The organism is Sphingomonas sp. KR3-1 (assembly GCF_040049295.1).
Taxonomy (GTDB): Bacteria; Pseudomonadota; Alphaproteobacteria; order Sphingomonadales; family Sphingomonadaceae; genus Sphingomonas.
In genome coordinates, this window is sequence record NZ_JBDZDQ010000002.1 from 333777 (window position 1) to 350570 (window position 16794).

General features: G+C 68.1%; 17 protein-coding genes. 5 read left to right on the forward strand and 12 right to left on the reverse strand.

The window, feature by feature from the left end; genetic code table 11:
* Positions 1-2: 2 nt before the first annotated feature.
* The 5 genes from ABLE38_RS13410 to ABLE38_RS13430 all read right to left on the reverse strand — a co-directional run bounded on the left by ABLE38_RS13410 (position 3) and on the right by ABLE38_RS13430 (position 5277).
* Positions 3-1340 (reverse strand): sigma-54 dependent transcriptional regulator, encoded by a 1338-nt coding sequence (locus ABLE38_RS13410; RefSeq protein ID WP_348974732.1) that lies wholly within the window; start codon positions 1338-1340, stop codon positions 3-5.
* A gap of 2 nt (positions 1341-1342) precedes the next feature.
* The gene (gene fliN, locus ABLE38_RS13415) at positions 1343-1696 is read right to left on the reverse strand and encodes a flagellar motor switch protein FliN (RefSeq protein WP_348974733.1); all 354 of its coding nucleotides are present in this window, start codon (positions 1694-1696) and stop codon (positions 1343-1345) included.
* Positions 1697-1706: 10 nt separating this feature from the next.
* Positions 1707-3317 (reverse strand): flagellar basal-body MS-ring/collar protein FliF, encoded by a 1611-nt coding sequence (gene fliF, locus ABLE38_RS13420; RefSeq protein ID WP_348974734.1) that lies wholly within the window; start codon positions 3315-3317, stop codon positions 1707-1709.
* Positions 3318-3576: 259 nt separating this feature from the next.
* On the reverse strand, positions 3577-4230 hold the full coding sequence (locus ABLE38_RS13425) for a FliH/SctL family protein (RefSeq protein ID WP_348974735.1): 654 nt from the start codon (positions 4228-4230) through the stop codon (positions 3577-3579).
* A gap of 12 nt (positions 4231-4242) precedes the next feature.
* On the reverse strand, positions 4243-5277 hold the full coding sequence (locus tag ABLE38_RS13430; RefSeq protein WP_348974736.1) for a flagellar motor switch protein FliG: 1035 nt from the start codon (positions 5275-5277) through the stop codon (positions 4243-4245).
* Between the two features lie 95 nt (positions 5278-5372).
* Here ABLE38_RS13430 and ABLE38_RS13435 point away from each other — a divergent pair, with 95 nt between their 5' ends.
* Both ABLE38_RS13435 and ABLE38_RS13440 read left to right on the forward strand, forming a co-directional pair.
* Positions 5373-8156 (forward strand): hypothetical protein, encoded by a 2784-nt coding sequence (locus ABLE38_RS13435; protein ID WP_348974737.1) that lies wholly within the window; start codon positions 5373-5375, stop codon positions 8154-8156.
* A gap of 4 nt (positions 8157-8160) precedes the next feature.
* A complete protein-coding gene (locus ABLE38_RS13440; RefSeq protein ID WP_348974738.1) occupies positions 8161-8571 on the forward strand; it encodes a flagellar basal body protein in 411 nt (136 codons plus the stop codon).
* A gap of 331 nt (positions 8572-8902) precedes the next feature.
* Here the strand turns inward: ABLE38_RS13440 and ABLE38_RS13445 are convergent, their stop codons facing one another.
* The 3 genes from ABLE38_RS13445 to ABLE38_RS13455 are packed head-to-tail and all read right to left on the reverse strand — an operon-like array spanning position 8903 to position 10712.
* Positions 8903-9328: a flagellar protein FlgN gene (locus ABLE38_RS13445; protein WP_348974739.1), complete on the reverse strand. Its 426-nt coding sequence runs from the start codon at positions 9326-9328 to the stop codon at positions 8903-8905.
* On the reverse strand, positions 9328-9630 hold the full coding sequence (locus ABLE38_RS13450; RefSeq protein WP_348975213.1) for a rod-binding protein: 303 nt from the start codon (positions 9628-9630) through the stop codon (positions 9328-9330). Before ABLE38_RS13450 ends, ABLE38_RS13445 begins: the two co-directional genes overlap by 1 nt.
* Positions 9630-10712: a flagellar basal body P-ring protein FlgI gene (locus ABLE38_RS13455; RefSeq protein WP_348974740.1), complete on the reverse strand. Its 1083-nt coding sequence runs from the start codon at positions 10710-10712 to the stop codon at positions 9630-9632. The genes ABLE38_RS13450 and ABLE38_RS13455 overlap by 1 nt, the downstream gene beginning before the upstream one ends.
* 101 nt (positions 10713-10813) lie before the next feature.
* On the opposite strand from ABLE38_RS13455, the gene ABLE38_RS13460 reads away from it, so the two are divergent.
* The 3 genes from ABLE38_RS13460 to ABLE38_RS13470 all read left to right on the forward strand — a co-directional run bounded on the left by ABLE38_RS13460 (position 10814) and on the right by ABLE38_RS13470 (position 13181).
* Positions 10814-11236, forward strand: coding sequence for a flagellar assembly protein FliX (locus ABLE38_RS13460; protein WP_348974741.1), 423 nt, complete (start codon positions 10814-10816; stop codon positions 11234-11236).
* Positions 11237-11418: 182 nt separating this feature from the next.
* A complete protein-coding gene (locus ABLE38_RS13465; RefSeq protein ID WP_348975214.1) occupies positions 11419-11832 on the forward strand; it encodes a DUF2147 domain-containing protein in 414 nt (137 codons plus the stop codon).
* A 47-nt stretch (positions 11833-11879) separates the two neighbouring features.
* Positions 11880-13181, forward strand: a complete 1302-nt coding sequence (locus ABLE38_RS13470) for an outer membrane protein transport protein (protein WP_348974742.1) — start codon at positions 11880-11882, stop codon at positions 13179-13181.
* A gap of 33 nt (positions 13182-13214) precedes the next feature.
* On the opposite strand, the gene ABLE38_RS13475 is transcribed toward ABLE38_RS13470, so the two are convergent.
* The 4 genes from ABLE38_RS13475 to ABLE38_RS13490 all read right to left on the reverse strand — a co-directional run bounded on the left by ABLE38_RS13475 (position 13215) and on the right by ABLE38_RS13490 (position 16663).
* Positions 13215-14270 carry an MBL fold metallo-hydrolase gene (locus ABLE38_RS13475; RefSeq protein WP_348974743.1) on the reverse strand — a complete coding sequence of 352 codons (1056 nt, stop codon included), beginning with the start codon at positions 14268-14270 and terminating at the stop codon, positions 13215-13217.
* 301 nt (positions 14271-14571) lie between these two features.
* Positions 14572-15642 carry a flagellar biosynthesis protein FlhB gene (flhB, locus tag ABLE38_RS13480; protein ID WP_348974744.1) on the reverse strand — a complete coding sequence of 357 codons (1071 nt, stop codon included), beginning with the start codon at positions 15640-15642 and terminating at the stop codon, positions 14572-14574.
* Positions 15642-16400: a flagellar biosynthetic protein FliR gene (gene fliR, locus ABLE38_RS13485; RefSeq protein ID WP_348974745.1), complete on the reverse strand. Its 759-nt coding sequence runs from the start codon at positions 16398-16400 to the stop codon at positions 15642-15644. The genes flhB and fliR overlap by 1 nt, the downstream gene beginning before the upstream one ends.
* Positions 16397-16663 carry a flagellar biosynthetic protein FliQ gene (locus ABLE38_RS13490; RefSeq protein WP_348974746.1) on the reverse strand — a complete coding sequence of 89 codons (267 nt, stop codon included), beginning with the start codon at positions 16661-16663 and terminating at the stop codon, positions 16397-16399. The genes fliR and ABLE38_RS13490 overlap by 4 nt, the downstream gene beginning before the upstream one ends.
* Positions 16664-16794: the final 131 nt, after the last annotated feature.

Sequence of the window (16794 nt, forward strand, 5' to 3'; positions counted from 1 at the left end):
GCTCAGGCCGCCGGCGGCACGGCGATGCCGCCCTCGATGAAGGTGCGCAGCTTGTTGCGCATCGTGCGCACCGAGATGCCCAGGATGCTCGACGCCGAGGTGCGGTTGCCATGGCAGCGCTCCAGCGTGCCGAGGATCAGCTCGCGCTCCACCTCTTCCACGGTGCGGCCGATCAGGCTGTCGACTTCGATGCGGCCGTCGGCCGCCGGCAGCGAGACCAGAGCTTCCAGCGGCGAACCGTCGGCGCGGGTCAGGTCCTCCGCCTCGATCTTCGCGCCGTGCGCCAGCAGCGAGGCGCGGTGGATGCATTCCCTCAGCTCGCGGATATTGCCCGGCCAGCCATAGGCGCGCAGCACCGCGATCGCACCGTCCGAGAGCGGGCGGGCAGGAAGCCCGTCGGCCTGGGCGAACTGTTCGATGAAATGATCGGCGAGCGCGGCGATGTCGTCGCCATGCTCGGCCAGCGCCGGCACTTCGATGCGGGCGAGGCCGAGACGGACGAGCAGGTCCTCGCGGAACGTGCCGGTAGCCACTGCTTCTTCCAGATCGAGGCTGGTCGAGACGATCAGGCGCGCCGCGAACGGCACTTCCTCGTCCCCGCCCAGGCGGCGGAAGCGCTTCTCGATCAGCGCGGCGAGCAGCCGGGCCTGGGTGGCCGGCGCCAGCGCGCCGACTTCGCGCAGCAGGATCGTGCCGCCACGCGCGCTCTCGAGCCGGCCGACGCGGCGTGCGGCGGCGCCCGGAAAGGCGCCTTCCTCATGCCCGAACAGCTCGCTCTCGAGCACGTCGGCGGCAACGCCCGCGCATTCGACCGTCACGATCGGCTCCGGCCGGCCCGAAAGCCGGTGGATCTCGCGCGCCATCATTTCCTTGCCGCTGCCCTTGCCGCCGGTGACGAGCACCGGGGCGCTGCTCGGTGCCACCGCGGCGGCGAGCGCCATGGCGTGCTCGAGCACGGGGTGATCGCCGATGCGCACCTGCGCCTGGCGTTCCACCACCGAGGCGATGGCCGCGGCGATCAGCTCGCGCTGCGGCGGAAGCGGCACATAGTCCCGCGCTCCGGCACGGATCGCCGCCACCGCGCGCTCGGCCGGGGCGGAGATGCCGCAGGCCAGCACGGGCACGACGAAGCGCTCGCGGCGCAGGTCGCCAAGGAAGGAGACGACGTCTTCAAGGACGTCGATCATCACGAGGTCGGCACCCTGCGCGCGCAGCGTGTCCAGCGCGGGGGCGGGGGCGTCGGCCATGGTGACCTCCGCGCCGGCGCTCTGCGCCAGCTCCGCTGCCCGGCGGAATTCGCTGCCCGGGGCGCCGATCAGCAGCATCCGGATGGGTCCCATGATCAATGCTCGGCCCGCACGATCTCGGTGAGCGTGACGCCCAGCGCATTGTCGATCAGGACGACTTCGCCACGGGCGATCAGCCGGTCGTTGACGAAGATGTCCACCGGCTCGCCGACGCGGCGGTCGAGCTCGACTACGGTGCCGGCACCGAGCTGGAGCAGCTCGCCGATCGGCATGCGCGCGCGGCCGAGCACGGCCTGGACCTTGACGGGCACGTCATGGACGGCCTCGAGGCCTTCGCTGCCGGTATGGCTGACGTCGTTGCCCAGGTTCAGATCGAAGTCCTCGAACACGGGCGAGGGCTGATCGGACGCCGTATCGGTCGGAATGATGTCGTGCGGTTCGATGTCCATGGTCACAGTCCTATGCATTCATCCACTGGCGGATCACCGAGGCCGCCTCGGGCGGGCTCGCGGAGATCGCATCCCCGATGCGCTTGAGCGCGGAGAGCTTGATGCGGCCGTCGACCTGGGCGAGCGCGATCTCCTGATCGAGCTGCGGCACGTCGGCCGGGGTCATGTTTTCGAGCTGCTGCATCGCCTCGACGTCGCCGTCGGCGGCGCGCTCGGCGAGCGCGAGCATCTCGGGCGAGGGGCCGCTGGGCAGTGCCGGGCCGGCCTCGGCCATCTCGATCGCGGGCACGGGCTTGGGCTTCAGCATCCGGATCGCGACCAGGCCGACCACGCCGATCACCACGAGCTGGAGCAGGCCCCAGATCCGGTCCATCGGCAGCGACGAGAGGAAGCTCGTCGTCGCATCGGCAGGCGCGTCGCCGGTATTGAACTTCATGCTCTCGACGACGACCGAGTCCCCGCGCTGGGTGTCGGCGCCCACGGCATTCTCGACCAGGCGCTGGAGCCGGTCGATCTGCGGCTGGGCCAGGCCCTTGTCGCCGCCATCGACCATCACCGCGACGCTGAGGCGCGTCACCTTGCCCGGCGTGCGGACGGTGACCGTCTTGGTCGAGCTGTTGTCATAGGTCGTGTCTTCGGAAGTCTGGTTGCTGGCCGACTGGCGCGAGGTGCCGGGCGCGTTGTTCGCGGCGCTCTGCGCGGCGGGCAGCTGGTTGGCGACCGAGGCGGTCTGCGCGCCGGCGTCGTTCTCATGGTTCTGGTCGCCGGTCTCGACGCTGACCTGGTGCGAGATCACCTGCTTGTCGGGATCGAAGACGTTCGATTCCTCGCGCGACTGGTCGCGGTCGATCTGGGCCGAGACTTCGGCGCGGACCTTGCCCTGGCCGACGATCGGCTCGAGCAGCGATTCGATCTCGTCGCGCAGCTTGCCCTCGACCGCCTGCTGGCGCTCGTCGGCGTCGCCGGCGCTGGCCGTGCTGGGATCGCCGGCACGGGCGAGCAGCGCGCCGGTCTGGTCGACGACCGAGACCGAGTCGGGCGAAAGCTCGGGCACCGAGGAGGAAACGAGATAGCGGATCGAGGCGACGGTCTCGCTCGGGATGCGGCCGCGCGTCTTGACGGTGACCGCCGCGGTCGCCTTGCGGCTCTCCTCGGCGAACATCGCGCGCTCGGGCATCACGATATGGACGCGCGCGGCGGTGACGTTCTGGATGGTCTGGATCGACTTGGAGAGCTCGCCCTCGATGGCGCGTGTCTCGTTCATCTTGGCGCGGCTGGCGGAAACGCCGAAGGGCTGTTCCTCGTCGAGCACCTCATAGCCGATCTTGCCGCCCAGCTTCTCGCCGGCCATGCTCATGCGCAGCTCGGCCAGCTTGTCCTGCGGCGCCATGATCGAGGTGCCGTCGGCCGAGAGCTGGAACTCGACATTCTGCGCCTTGAGCTTCTCGGTGATCGCCGCAGCGGCCGAGGGATCGAGGTCGGTGTAGAGGAACCCCATGGTCGAGGTCGAGCCGCGGGTGGCGACGAAGGCCAGGGCGGCGAGCAGTGCGAGTGCCACCCCTCCCATCAACATCAGCCGCTTGGGGCCGAGCTGGCCCACCAGGTTTTTGATCGCTTCCAATGTCGCCCCGTGGGTGAGAACCGGCGGGGCGGTTGCCCCTTCCCTTCAATTATAGAGGGGCGGGCGGGGCGGCAGTTTTTGCCGGGGGAAATTTTTGCCTAGTGGCTTTTGCGGAAACGACTTTCCCGAAGATGCGGGAGCGGCGCCCGCCGGAATCGTCATCCCCGCGAGGGCGGGGATCCAGGGTTGCAGGCGATGGCGCCCTTGGCTCTGGATCCCCGCCTTCGCGGGGATGACTTCCGATCGGTGAGGGGGAGGCTTAAGCCGCCTTGAGCAGCGTCTGGAGTTCCTCGGCCACCGCGGCGCGGCGTGCCTCGGCGTCGAGCGCCAGCCCGCCTTCCTCCCAGCCGATCCGCGCATCGCCCACCGCAATGGTGGCGTCGGGGACGACGGTGAGGTTGAGCTTGCGGCGGTCGCGCGACTGGCGGTCGGCGATGCGGCCCTCGATGTCTTCCATCAGGTCGGGATGGACGCGGATCTGCAGTTCCGTCCCGCGCGCGACCTGGCCGAGCACGCGGCCGAGCGCCTCGTCGATCGCCACGCCCGGCGCCACTTCGAGCGCGCGGCCGGCGATCAGCTCGGCAGCGGCGAGCGCGACTTCGGTCGCCTCGCCGGTCACGCGCTCGGAGACCGCGCCGAACTGCGCGTCGATGCCTTCGATGCCGGCCTGCAGCGCGTCGACCGCGCTCAGCAGCGCGACTTCGCGCTCGGCGCGGGCCTGGGCGAGCCCGGCCTCATAGCCCTGCGCGCGCGCCAGCGTCAGCGCCGCTTCCTGTTCGGAGCGGAGCAGCGCCAGCTCGGCGCGCAGCGTCGCGACTTCGAGCGCCGCGTCGGGGCCGATCGGGCCGCCCTTGCCCGGCGGCACGGCGAAGATGCGATCGAAGCCGAAGCGCTCGACATTGTGCAGGCTCATGCGGCGTGCTCCTTAGATGATCATCGCGTCGTCGGACTTGGGGTCGACGAGCAGGATCTCGCCGCGGTCCGCCAGGTCCTTGGCCAGGCGCACCAGCGCCGACTGGGCCTCTTCGCAATCGCGCGCGCGCACCGGGCCCATGCCCGCCATGTCCTCGCGCAGCAGCTTGGCGGCGCGCTCGGTCATCGCCCCGAAGAACAGCGTCTTCAGGCTCTCCGGCGCGCCCTTGAGCGCCAGCGCCATCTGGCGCTTGTCGGCGTTGCGGACGATCGCGGCGATCGCGGTCGGCAGCAAATTGCCCAGGTCCTCGAAGGTGAACATCAGCGCGCGGATCCGCTCGGCGCTTTCCGGCGCCTTGTTGTCGAGCGCGTTGAGCATCGCTTCCTCGGTCGAGCGGTCGAGCGAGTTGAACAGCTCCGCCATCGCCTCGTGCGGATCGCGCTTTTGCGAGCGCGACAAATTGGTCATGAACTCGGCCTTGAGCGTCTGCTCGACCTGGTTGATCACGTCCTTCTGCACGGTCTCCATGCGCAGCATGCGCATCACCACGTCGACCGAGAAGTCGCGCGGCAGCTCGGCGATCACGCGCGCGGCATGATCGGGGCGCAGCTTGGTCAGGATCACCGCCACGGTCTGCGGATATTCGTGCTTCAGCGCGCCGGCGAGCACGGTCTCGGAGACGTTGGAGAGCTTGTCCCACATCGTGCGGCCCGAGGGACCGCGGATGTCTTCCATGATCTCCTTGACCTTCTCGCTCGGCAGGATGCCGGCGAGCAGGCGCTCGGTGGTCTCGTAGCTGCCGTGCATCGAAGACATCGAGGCGATCTCGCCGGTGAACTGGACGAGGAGATGCTCGACGACTGCCGACGGGATGCGGCCGAGCCCGGCGATCGTGGAGGAGAGCTCCTTCACTTCGTCGGTGGAGAGCTGTTCCCAGATCGGCGCACCATGTTCGCGGCCCAGGGCGAGCATCAGCGCGGCTGCGCGCTGCGAGCCACTGAAGCGCTTGAGTTCGGGCGGTTCGGCAATCGGCGCCATCATCGTCATTTTTTTCGTTTCCCTCGCGAAAAAATGCACCCGCACACGAGGGTGGGGGCGGCTTTCCCTCTATTATAGGACCAAGGGATCGAGGGCGGTGTCGCATGACGGTTAATTTATCGGGCAGTTTGATCGGGTTGAGCATCCTCTCGGGGTCGAGCTCGACGATGACCTCGGCTGTCTCCGCCGTCACCTATGACAGCAAGGCGGTGCGCACCGCCAAGGCGCAGTTCACCCTCGCCAGCACGCTCGCGCCGTGGAAGAGCGACGACGCGCTCCCGGTCAATTCCAGCCAGGTCGCCTCGATCACCGCGCTGCGCTCGATCATCGACAAGTCGGTCACCGATGCCAACGGCACCTATCTCTCGGCCGACGTCCAGACCAGCTTCACCACCTACAAGGCGCTCGACAAGCTGCGCGTGCTCGCCGAGACGGCAGCCGCCACCACCACCTCCGACGCGCAGCGCGCGGCGATGCAGAAGACCTTCCTCAAGGGGCTGGGCGATCTCTCGACCTATCTCGCCACCGCGCCGTCGGACAAGGTCAACCTGGCCTATGGCAAGCCCTCGTCCAGCGCGACCTCGACCAAGCTCGCCGCCACCGACGTCTACGAGACCGAGGGCAAGGGCCTGGTCAAGGTGCGCAGCGATGCGATCCCGGGCTTGACCGGCAACGAGCAATTCTCGGTCACGCTGAGCAAGCCCGGCGTCACCGCCCAGACCGTCTCGATCGACCTGTCGCAGGGCACCCAGCCGCCGACGCTCGACAGCGTCGCCGCGCAGCTCAACGCCGCGATGGCCTCGATCCCCAACCTCAAGACCGACGGCACGCCCCAGCTCGATACCAACGGCAATGTCGTGCCGCGCTGGAAGTCGAGCTTCAAGGTCGTCAACGAGGGCGGCAAATGGGGCTTCACGCTGTCGAACCCCACCGGGATCGAGCAGGTCACGCTCGACCAGACCAATGCCAAGGATGCGCTGGTCGTCGCCACCGGCCAGACCGCGCTCGACGCGCCGAGTTCGACGCAGATCTTCCGCCTCGACGATCCCGCCGGCGACAACAGCCGCGTCGCCATGGGCACGATCCAGGCGCTCGATCGCCAGGCGACCGCGCAGAACGTGCTCGCCGGCAAGACGACGACGGTCACCACCACGTCGACCAATCTCGACGGCAAGACGATCACCAACAAGACGACGACCAGCAACGTCTATTCGAGCACCGATGCCGCCGCCGTCGTCACCGATCCGCAGGGCAATAGCTATGTCGTCGGCACCACCAAGGGCGACCTTGGCGCGAACCTGTCGGACGGCGACAACAACCTGTTCCTCACCAAGGTGGACGGCGCAGGCAATGTCGTGTGGCAGCGCAGCCTCGGCGCCACCGGTTCGTCGACCGGCGCGGCGATCAGCCTGGGTGCCGATGGCAGCATCGTCGTCGCCGGCACGGTGACCGGCAGCTTCGGCGGCGCCACCACCGATGGCGACATGGTCGTCGCCAAATACGCCGCCAATGGCGACGAGAAATTCTCCACCGTCGTCCGCTCGGGCGGCACCGACGTCGCCAAGGCAGTCGCGGTCGGCGCCGACGGCTCGGTCTATGTCGGCGGCCGCGTCGCCACCGGCAATGACGGTTTCGTCGCGCGCATCGATCCCGCCGGCAAGATCGCCGAGCGCCGCACGATCACCGGTCCGGGCAGCGACAGCGTCAATGCGCTCGCGGTCGACAATGACGGCAACGTCCTCGCGGTCGTCGGGCATGACGGCGATGCCGAGGTGCGCAAGCTCCAGGGCACGTCGCTCGCCACCGATCTCGGCAGCATCGATCTCGGCACCGCCGACGCGCGCGCCATCGCCATCGCCGATGACGGCACGATCGCCGTCGGCGGCGCGACCTCGAGCACGCTCAACGGCGCCCAGGTCAACACCAGCAGCGGCGCGCGCGACGGCTTCGTCACGCGGATCGACGCCGGCCTGTCGGGCGCCAGCACCACCTATCTCGGCTCCGCCGCCGACGACCAGGTCGACAGCATCGCCTTCATGAACGGTGAGCTGTATGCCGGCGGCCGCACCACCGGCGACCTGGCCGCGACCCGCCGCGGCCCGACCGACGGCTTCGTCTCGCGCATCGACGCGTCGACCGGCGCGATCGAGAACACCACCCAGTTCGGCCAGGCGCTGCTGCGCACCGAGCCGGTCCGCATCTCGGCGGACCAGGGCGGCGCCAGCGCGGTCTCGGCGCTCGGCTTCGGCCGCGGCACGATCAACGCGGTCGCCTCGGCCAAGGTGACGACGCAGACTGCGCTCAAGGCCGGCGACTATTTCTCCTTCGCCGCCGATGACGGCGCCACGCGCAAGCTCACCATCCTCGCCGACGATACGCTGTCGTCGATCGCCACCCGCCTCCAGGGCATGCTCGGCGCGTCCAAGGCCACCGTCACCGCCACCGCGGTCGACGGCGTCCAGCAGCTGCGCATCACGATGAAGTCGGGCCATGAGCTCGATCTCATGGCGGGCACCGGCGCGAACGACGCCCTCGCCAAGCTCGGCATGGGGCCGCAGCGCATCGCGAGCCCGGCCCCGGTGTCGAGCAGCGCGCCCAAGGTGCGCCCGGGCGGCAATTTCGGCCTCGATCTCGGCGACGGGCTCAGCCTGCTCACCGCGGACAGCGCCAAGGCGACGCTCGCCAAGATCAAGGACGGGATCTCGATGACGCAGACCGCGTATCGCTCGCTCTATTGGGACGACACCAAGGCCAAGATGGTCGACGGCACCAAGACCAATGCGGCGACCGGCACCCAGTCGACCTCGATCGAGCAGGCGCAGCTCGCCAACTACCAGGCGGCGCTCAGCCGGCTGAACAGCTCCACCCCCACGACCTACGGATTCTGATCGCATGGACATGCCCCCGATCCTTTCCGGTATCCGCCGCCAGATGGAGAACCTCTCCGACAAGCAGCGCGTGATCTCGCAGAACATCGCGAACAGCGAGACGCCGGGCTTCAAGGCGCGCACCGTGCAGGACGCCGATTTCTCGGACCTGGTCGGCAGCAGCGCCGGCATCTCGATCGCCCGGCCGCAGGTCCAGCTGACCGCGGGGATGAAGGGCCTGGGCGCGATCCAGCCGGCCGGCGCCGGCATCGTGCTCGACAAGGATATCAGCGAGACCAAGCCCGACGGCAACAACGTCACGCTCGAAGACCAGCTGCTCAAGCTCGGCCAGGTCCAGGCCGACTTCACCGCGATGACCAACCTCTACCGCAAGCAGATCAGCATGCTGAAAACCGCTGTCGGCAAGGGCGGCTAAGCCGTTCTTTCCCAGTGGAAATGCAAGAGGCCCGCGAGCGATCGCGGGCCTTTTTGCTAGCCCTCTCCCGCAAGCGGGAGAGGGCTTTCGACGCGCCCTTGCAATGTAGGATTTCGCGTGATTGCGTCGGCAACGCCGGGACTCGCGTCCGGCCGCTCTTTGACCCGTAGGAAATGTAGGACCGGCCCGGTGCTCTACGCGCGCAACAATGCTGCGAAAGCGCAGGGAGGCGCACGCCCCTTGACTGTCGCGGCCTTTGTGACTTTTCGCCACGCCCTTGGCGCTGCGCTGTAGGAAGCTCCACGCCGCGCAAAGGTGCGCTTGGCGTGATTTACAGCCGGGCGTTGATCGAGATCGGCGCCGGCGCGTCCATGCCGCCCAGGCCGCCACAGGCGCCATAGGTCATGCTGCGGGTGCCGGTCAGGCGCTGCGCCTCGGCGGCGATCGCGCCCATCATCTCGGTCGAGAGCTCGATCTGGCGCGCCAGGATCTGGGCGTTGACGGTGGAGGCGTCGCGCAGCCCGCGGCTCGCCTCGGCCAGCTCCTCGCGCTCCTCGGTCGACAGCTTGTCGGCCCAGTCGTCGGGCGCCTCGCGCTTCATCCGCGCGACCTGGGCCTCGATCTGGCCGGTGAGGCGCAGCTTGACCGTGGCGATCTCGGGAAGCTCGGCGAAGAACGGCCCTCGGGCGAGCCGCTCGCTCTCCTCTTCCATGATCTGGGTGAGGGACACCATCGCGTCGATGAGCTGCTCGGTCATTATTTGGAACCCTGTTGAAGCTTGATGATCTGGTCGAGCACCATCGGTGCCAGGCCGATGCCGCCGCGGTCGGCGATCGAGTTGCCGAGCTTTTCCGCCATGATGCCGCGGAACATCTCTTCGCCGTGCCCGCCCGAGAACTCGCCTTCGCCCTGCTGCACGCTCTCGAGCATCAGCTGAGTCATCTGGCCGAGGAACACGGACTCGAAGTTCTTGGCGGTCGCCTTGTTCTTCGCATCCTGCTTGGGATTGGCCGGCGGGGTGGGGGCCTGGGGGCCCTGGACGGAAGTCAGGTCGCGCATCATTGCACCTCGATATCGGCCTGGAGCGCGCCGGCGCTCTTGATCGCCTGAAGGATGGTGATCAGGTCGCGGGGGCTGACGCCGAGCGTGTTTAGCCCGCTCACCAGCGTCTGCAGGCTGGCGCCGTCGACCAGGGCGAGGCTCGCGCCGTTGCCGTCGTTGACCTGCACATTGGTGCGCGGCACCACGGTGGTCTGGCCGTTCGAGAGCGGCGCGGGCTGCGAGACCTGCGGGCTTTCGGTGACGGTGATCGTCAGCCCGCCCTGGGCGATCGCCACCGGCGTGATCCGCACGTCGGCGTTCATCACCACGGTCCCCGAGGCTTCGTTGATCACCACGCGGGCCGGCTGGTCGACCTTGACCTGCAGCTCGCCGACGCGGGTGACCAGGTCGATCACGTTGCCGACGAAGTTCTGCTGCGGGACCAGCTGGACGGTCGCCGGGTCGAGCACGGTGGCGCTGCCCGGATATTTGCCGTTGATCGCCGCGGCGATGCGGTCGGCGGTGGCGAAGTCGGGGTTCTTGAGCGCCAGCTTCAGCCCGGTGGCCGATTGCAGCGAATAGGGAACCTCGCGCTCGATGATCGCGCCGCCGGCGATGCGGGCGGAGGTGGTCACGCCGCGGCTCACGCTGGCGGCGGCGCCCTGGCCCTTGAAGCCGGAGACCGCGACATTGCCCTGGGCGACCGCGTAGATCTCGCCGTCGAGGCCGCGCAGCGACGAGACGATCAGCGTCCCGCCCTGCAGGCTGGAGGCGTCGCCGAGCGCGGAGACCTGGACGTCGATCCGCGAGCCGTTGCGGGCGAAGGGGGGCATCGTCGCGGTGATCGAGACGGCGGCGACGTTCTGCGTCTTCATCTCGGTGCCGCGGATGTTGACGCCCATGCGCTCGAGCATCGCCTGCATCGACTCTTCGGTGAACGGCGAGTTGCGCAGGCGGTCGCCCGTGCCGGCGAGGCCGACGACGAGGCCATAGCCGACGAGCTGGTTGTCGCGCACGTTCTCGACGTTGACGACGTCCTTGATCCGCGTCTGGGCAGTGGCAGTCTGTGCGATGCCCAGGCTCAGCAGCAGGGCGATCATGGGAGCGGCGAAGCGCAGCATATAACCCCTGGAAGTGGAAAATTTCCGATAATTCTCTTATAGGATAGAGGTAGGCAAAAAGTGCCCGGGGAATGAATTTCGTGCGTATCGAGAACCTCCAAGCGCCCTTGCTGCGCAGCCTCCTGGCTGCGTTGCCCAAGGCTGCGTCGGGCTTCTCGGTTGCCGAGGGCGAAACCGCCCCGGCGCGGGCGCCGCTGCCCCAGGGGACCGTCGCCGCGCAGCCGCTCAATCCCTCGGTCGCGATGCTCGTCACGCTTGCCGCCGCCAATCCGGCGATCGAGCGCCGCCGCAAGCAGGCAGCCGATGCCGAGCGTGGGATCGACATGCTCGACAAGCTCCACCGCGAGATCGTCGCCGGCGTCGTCGCGCCCGCGCGGCTCCAGGAAATCGTCGAATGGGCGCAGACCTTCGAGCCGTCGGACAACCCGGTCCTCGCCTCGATCCTGTCGGATATCGACCTGCGCGTCCGAGTCGAGCTCGCCAAGCACGATATCCAGGCCTGATCGGGGCCCGGCCTGCCGCTACGGCATCCGCGGCTTTTCCGTTTCAAATCCGAACGTAATTGCATACCGGGTTTTTGGAACCTAGGGAGGCGGCAGCGGTTTCGCGTTCAAAAGCGCGCGATCGTTCCCCCATGACCGGCCGAAAGAGCGCGGCATGGCGACCCCTCGAGGAGAGTATGCGTATGTTGGCTTTGCTGATCGGGCTCGCTGTCGCGGCAGCCCCGGCACCTCAGTCCACCGATGCCGTGGTCGGCCGGTGGAAGACCCCGGTGAAGAACGGTATCGTCGAGATCCAGCGCTGCGGCGCGTCGATCTGCGGCCGGGTGATTTCCTCGGATGGCCTGCGCGCCAATCCAAACCTCGCGGATGTGAACAACAGCGACAAGGCGCTGCGCAACCGCAAGATCCAGAACCTCCAGATCCTCGCCGGCTTCAACCAGCAGGGCGGCGGCTGGTATGGCGGCAAGATCTACAATGCCGAGGACGGCAAGACTTATAGCGCCGAGGTCACGATGAGCGGTCCCAACCAGCTCAACCTGCGCGGCTGCGTGTTCAAGCCCTTCTGCCGCACCCAGACCTGGACCCGCGTCCGCTAAGGCGCGCTTCGCCGTTTTTCAGTTTCGTACGCGTAAGGATTACCCACATGTCTCCGTTCAAGATTTCGCTTGCCGCCGGCACTGCGCTGCTTTCGCTCGTCGGCTTCGCCCAGGCCGCCAATGCCCAGGCCTTCTACCTCCAGGAACAGTCCGCCCGCGGCGCCGGCCGCGCCTTTTCGGGCGAGGCGGCCGACACCGGCTCGGCCTCGATCTGGTGGAACCCCGCCTCGATCGGCGGCATCGACAGCGGTGACGCGACGATCGGCGTCTCGGCGATCCTGCCGAGCGGCGAAGTCGCCGACAACGGCACGCTGATCGTCCGCCCGGGCGGCACGCCGGCCCCGGTCGGTGGCAATGGCGTCACCCGCAACCCGATCAACAACGGCGTGCTGCCCTCGGGCGCGATCGCCGTGCCGCTCAACGATCGCATCGCGCTCGGCCTGTCGATCACCTCGCCGTTCAGCTTCACCACCGATTATCCGGCGGATAGCTGGGCGCGCTACAGCGCCGACAAGACCAAGCTGCGCACGATCGACATCCAGCCGAGCGTCGGCGTGGCGGTGACCGATTGGCTGCGCGTCGGCGCCGGCCTCAACGTCGAATATACCGATGCCAGCCTCAGCAACGCGCTGCCCAACCTCGCCGCCGCGCTGCCCGATGGCAGCCAGCAGCTGAAGGGCGACGGCTGGGACTTCGGCTGGACCGCCGGCGTGCAGCTCCATGCGAGCCGCTTCACGCTCGGCCTGTCGTACAAGTCGGCGATCGAGCACACGCTGAGGGGTGACCTCACCGTCTCCGGCCTGCTCGGTCCGCTCGCCACGTCGAACATGGCGCTCTCGGGCGTCCAGGCGAAGTTCTACACGCCGTCGCAGGCGATTGCCGGCCTGCGCTTCGGTGCGACCGACAAGCTGACTCTGAACGCGCAGGTGATCCGCTATGGCTGGGACAAGTTCGATGCGATCCGCATCGGCGCGCCGGTCAACCAGGCGATCCCCGAGAACTACCGCACCAGCTGGAGCTATGCCGGCGGCCTCGACTATGCCGTGTCGCCCAAGGTGACGCTGCGTGCCGGCGTGCAGCGCGCGATCACGCCGACCCAGGACGGCGAGCGCGACGCCCGCGTGCCGGACTCGAACCGCTGGAACTTCGGCCTGGGCGGCAGCCTCAACGCGAGCAAGAAGCTCAGCTTCGACCTCGCGGCGAACTATGTCAGCTTCGCCGATGCCACGATCGATCGCGTGACCGCCGCCTATGTCGGTACCGCGGCGCAGACGCCGATCCTCACCAAGGGCGAGCTGCGCGACGCCCACGCCGTGGTGCTCTCGGCCGGTGCGCGCCTGAAGTTCTGATCGGATGCGGGCGGGGGCCTTGCGCCTCCGCCCTCAACCCAGTTCGATCTGGCTCCCGACAACGGTGCGGAACACCTTGTCGGGCATCCGCGCGATGGCCGGCGCGATGAACGCCTCTCCCGTGCAGTGGCCGGGGAAGACGAAGGCGGGGTCGAGCCCCGCGATCAGGTCCAGCGTCTGCAATGCCTGGGCCGGCGTCTGCGGCGCGACGAGATGGAAGCCGCCCATGATCGCGTGGACCTTGTCCACGCCCGAAGCGGCCCTGGCGGCGAGCACCGTGTTGACGATTCCGCGGTGGCTGCACGATCCGATCACCACCAGCCCCTTGCCCTTCAGGTGGAACGCCGTGCCGAGCTCGTGCACGGCATCGTCGACGAAGAAGTCGAGGTCGCGGCGATCCGCGTCCAGCTCGGCGCGGACACAGCCCTGGCCGGGGAGCATCGCCGTCGGTACCTTGGGTTTCTCGGGCGAAACCAGCGGGATGCGGCCGGTCGTGAAGGCCGCATCTGCAATCGTCTTCGGGGTGGATGACACCCGCAGATCGATGCCGCCTGCGCGCAGCTCCGCCTTTTCGAGCGTGCCGAAGCTCGGATTGCCGGGCTCGGTGCCGCGCAGCCGGGCGCAGAACGCCTCCTCGCCCCCGACATAGAGCGGCGTGCCCTTGCGCACGCGCCCGGCAACGGCGGGCAGCCCGCCGAAATGGTCGTAATGGCCGTGGCTAAGCACCATCGCATCGATCGTCGCCGGATCGACGCCGAGGATCGCCATGTTGTTGGCCAGCCCTTCGGGCGTATAGCCGAAGTCGATCAGGATGCGGTGCTGCACGGCGCCGGTCCAGGCCTCGGCGAGCACCGAATAGCCCCATTCGCCGCGCAGGGTCAGCCGGTAGGAAGAGGCGGCGCGCGCCGGCGGCGACAGGCGCAGACCGGGCCGCTCGACCGAAGGCGCGAAGCTCGAGACGTTGCTGTCTGCCAGGATCGTGAGCCGCAGCCGGTCGATCACCGGCACCGCGCCGGCGGGCTCCGCGCGCGCGTTCAGCGCGGCGATGCCGGCAACCCCGGCTCCGAGCAGTGCCCTGCGTGTCCACATCGTCGCGTCTCCCTCTGCCCGACGAAACCAGGGCAGGCGCAGACGTTAGGGTCCGTACCCGTTACCCGCAATGGCCGTGACGGAGCGGATTTTGGCGCGGAGCGAAGAGGGAGCGATGCAAAGGCTTCGTGACCGACGCCGCTGGGCGCCAAAAGCCGCCCGCCGCTTCGCGGTCGCCCGGAGACGAACGCTGGATTGCGTCAGTTCGCTTGCCAGTGCCCTACCAGCCCGCACTGCGCGAACTTCCTTGCCGCGCCCGTCTCCGGGCGATCACGGCCGTTGCGGGTAGTGGGTACGGACCCTAACGCTTCTTCTTCGCAATCTTCAGCACGTAGCTGATCACCTCGGCGACCGCGGCATAATGCTCCACCGGGATCGGATGATCGATCTCGGCGCTGGCATAGAGCGCGCGGGCCAGCGGGCGGTTCTCGACCAGCGGGATGCCGTTCTCGCCGGCGATCTCGCGGATCTTGAGCGCGATCGCATCGACGCCCTTGGCCACCACCACCGGCGCGGCCATCGCGCCGTGATCATATTGCAGCGCGACCGCATAGTGGGTCGGGTTGGTGATCACCACGCTCGCCTTGGGCACGTTCTGCATCATGCGGTTGCGCGAGCGCTGCATCTGGAGCTGGCGGATCTTGCCCTTGATGTGCGGATCGCCTTCGCTCTGCTTGTGTTCGTCCTTGATCTCCTGGAGGCTCATCCGCATGCGCTTCATGAAGCTGCGGCGCTGCCAGACGAAGTCGAACAGCGCGAGCGCGCCGACCAGCATCGCGATCGGCTTGAGCATCGAATAGACGATGCCGTGCGCGGCGGTGCCGACGTCCTGCAGGTCCGCGCCGACCAGCGAGTCGACCGTGGCGGCATGGGGCCATGCCAGATATGCCGCCACGCCGCCGACCAGGCAGAGCTTGGCGAGCGTCTTCAGATATTCGATCAGCGCCTGCTTGCCGAACATCCGCTTGGCGCCGCTCATCGGGTTGAGCTTCGACCATTTGGGCGAGACGCGGCTCCAGCTGATCATCGGCCGCCCCTGCAGGATGCCGCCGAGCAGCGCGATCGCGAACAGCGTGCCGAGGATCGGCAGCAGCGCATGCGCGACGGCGCCCATCAGCCCGGTCGCGAAGCTCTGCGCGCCCTCGGGCTCCATCCGGAAATCGTCGGCGCAGCCCCATAGCCGCACGAACAGCGCGCCCATCAGCTGGAGCGTATAGGTGCCCAGGCCCCCCATCACGATCAGCATGCCGATGAAGATCGCGGCATGCTTCATCTCGGGCGCCATCGGCACGTCGCCCTTCTCGCGGGCATCCTCCAGCTTCTTGTCTGTAGGATCGTGTGTCTTGTCGTCCTGGTCGGTATCGCCCGACATCACCAGCCTCCCTGCATCGCGTCACCCATCGCGCTGGCGAAATAGGTGAGCATGGTGCCGAGCGTTGCGGCGGCGAGGCTGGTGCCGAGCAGCAGGTTGAGCGGCTGGGCGATGAAGAAGACCTGGATCGCCGGCGCCACGCGTGCGGCGAGGGCGAGGGCGACGTTGAAGACGATGCCATAGATCAGCAGCGGCGCGGAGAGGCTGAGGCCCAGCGTCATCGAGCGGGTGATCGCCTCGACCGCGAGCATCGCGAAGTCGTGTGCGGGCGGCATGCCGCCGATCGGGAAGGTCTGGTAGCTGTGGACGATCGCGCCGAGCCAGAGGTGGTGGACCTGCATGCCCATGCACACCAGCGCGGCGGCCATCGCGACGAACTTGGAGATCAGCGGCGTGCTGCCGCTCTGCGCGGGATCGAAGATCACTGCGGAGGAAAGGCCGATCTGGGTGGAGATCACCGATCCGGCCATCGAGATGGCGAAGAACAGGATCTTGACGATCATGCCCATGGCGAGCCCGGTCATCAGCTCGGTGACGAGCACGGCGGGTAGCACCGCCCCCGCCTCGACCGCAACGCGGGCAGGGGCGCCGACCAGGCCGTACATCGCGGCGGAAAGCCCGAAGGCGATCAGCAGCCGCACGCGGCCCGGGATCGCCTCGTCCCCGAAGATCGGCAGCAGCATGAGCACCGCGCCGACCCGGGCGAAGACGATGAAGAAGGCAGAGACCTGCAGCGCGAGATCGGGCGGAAGCGTCATCCGCCGGTCACGATCAGGCCGCTGATCTTGGTCATGAAGTCGTTGAGCGCCGCGCCCATCGTCGGCAGCATCAGCAGGAACACCAGCCCCATCGCCAGCAGCTTGGGGACGAAGGTGAGCGTGGATTCCTGGATCTGGGTGAGCGCCTGGAGCAGGCCGATGACGGTGCCCACGATCAGCGAGGTCAGCAGCAGCGGACCCGCGACGGTGAGCACCAGCATCAGCGCGCTCTGCGCCAGCGCCATGACCTGAGACGGCAGCATCGTGGTTAGAACCGATCCATGTTCGGGAGCAGGTTGGACGCGGTTGCAATGCCGTTCGAAAGATGCGTTCCCATGTCCCGTCCTTTCTCCGTCACCCCGGCCTTGTGCCGGGGCCACTGTGCCGCGTTGGA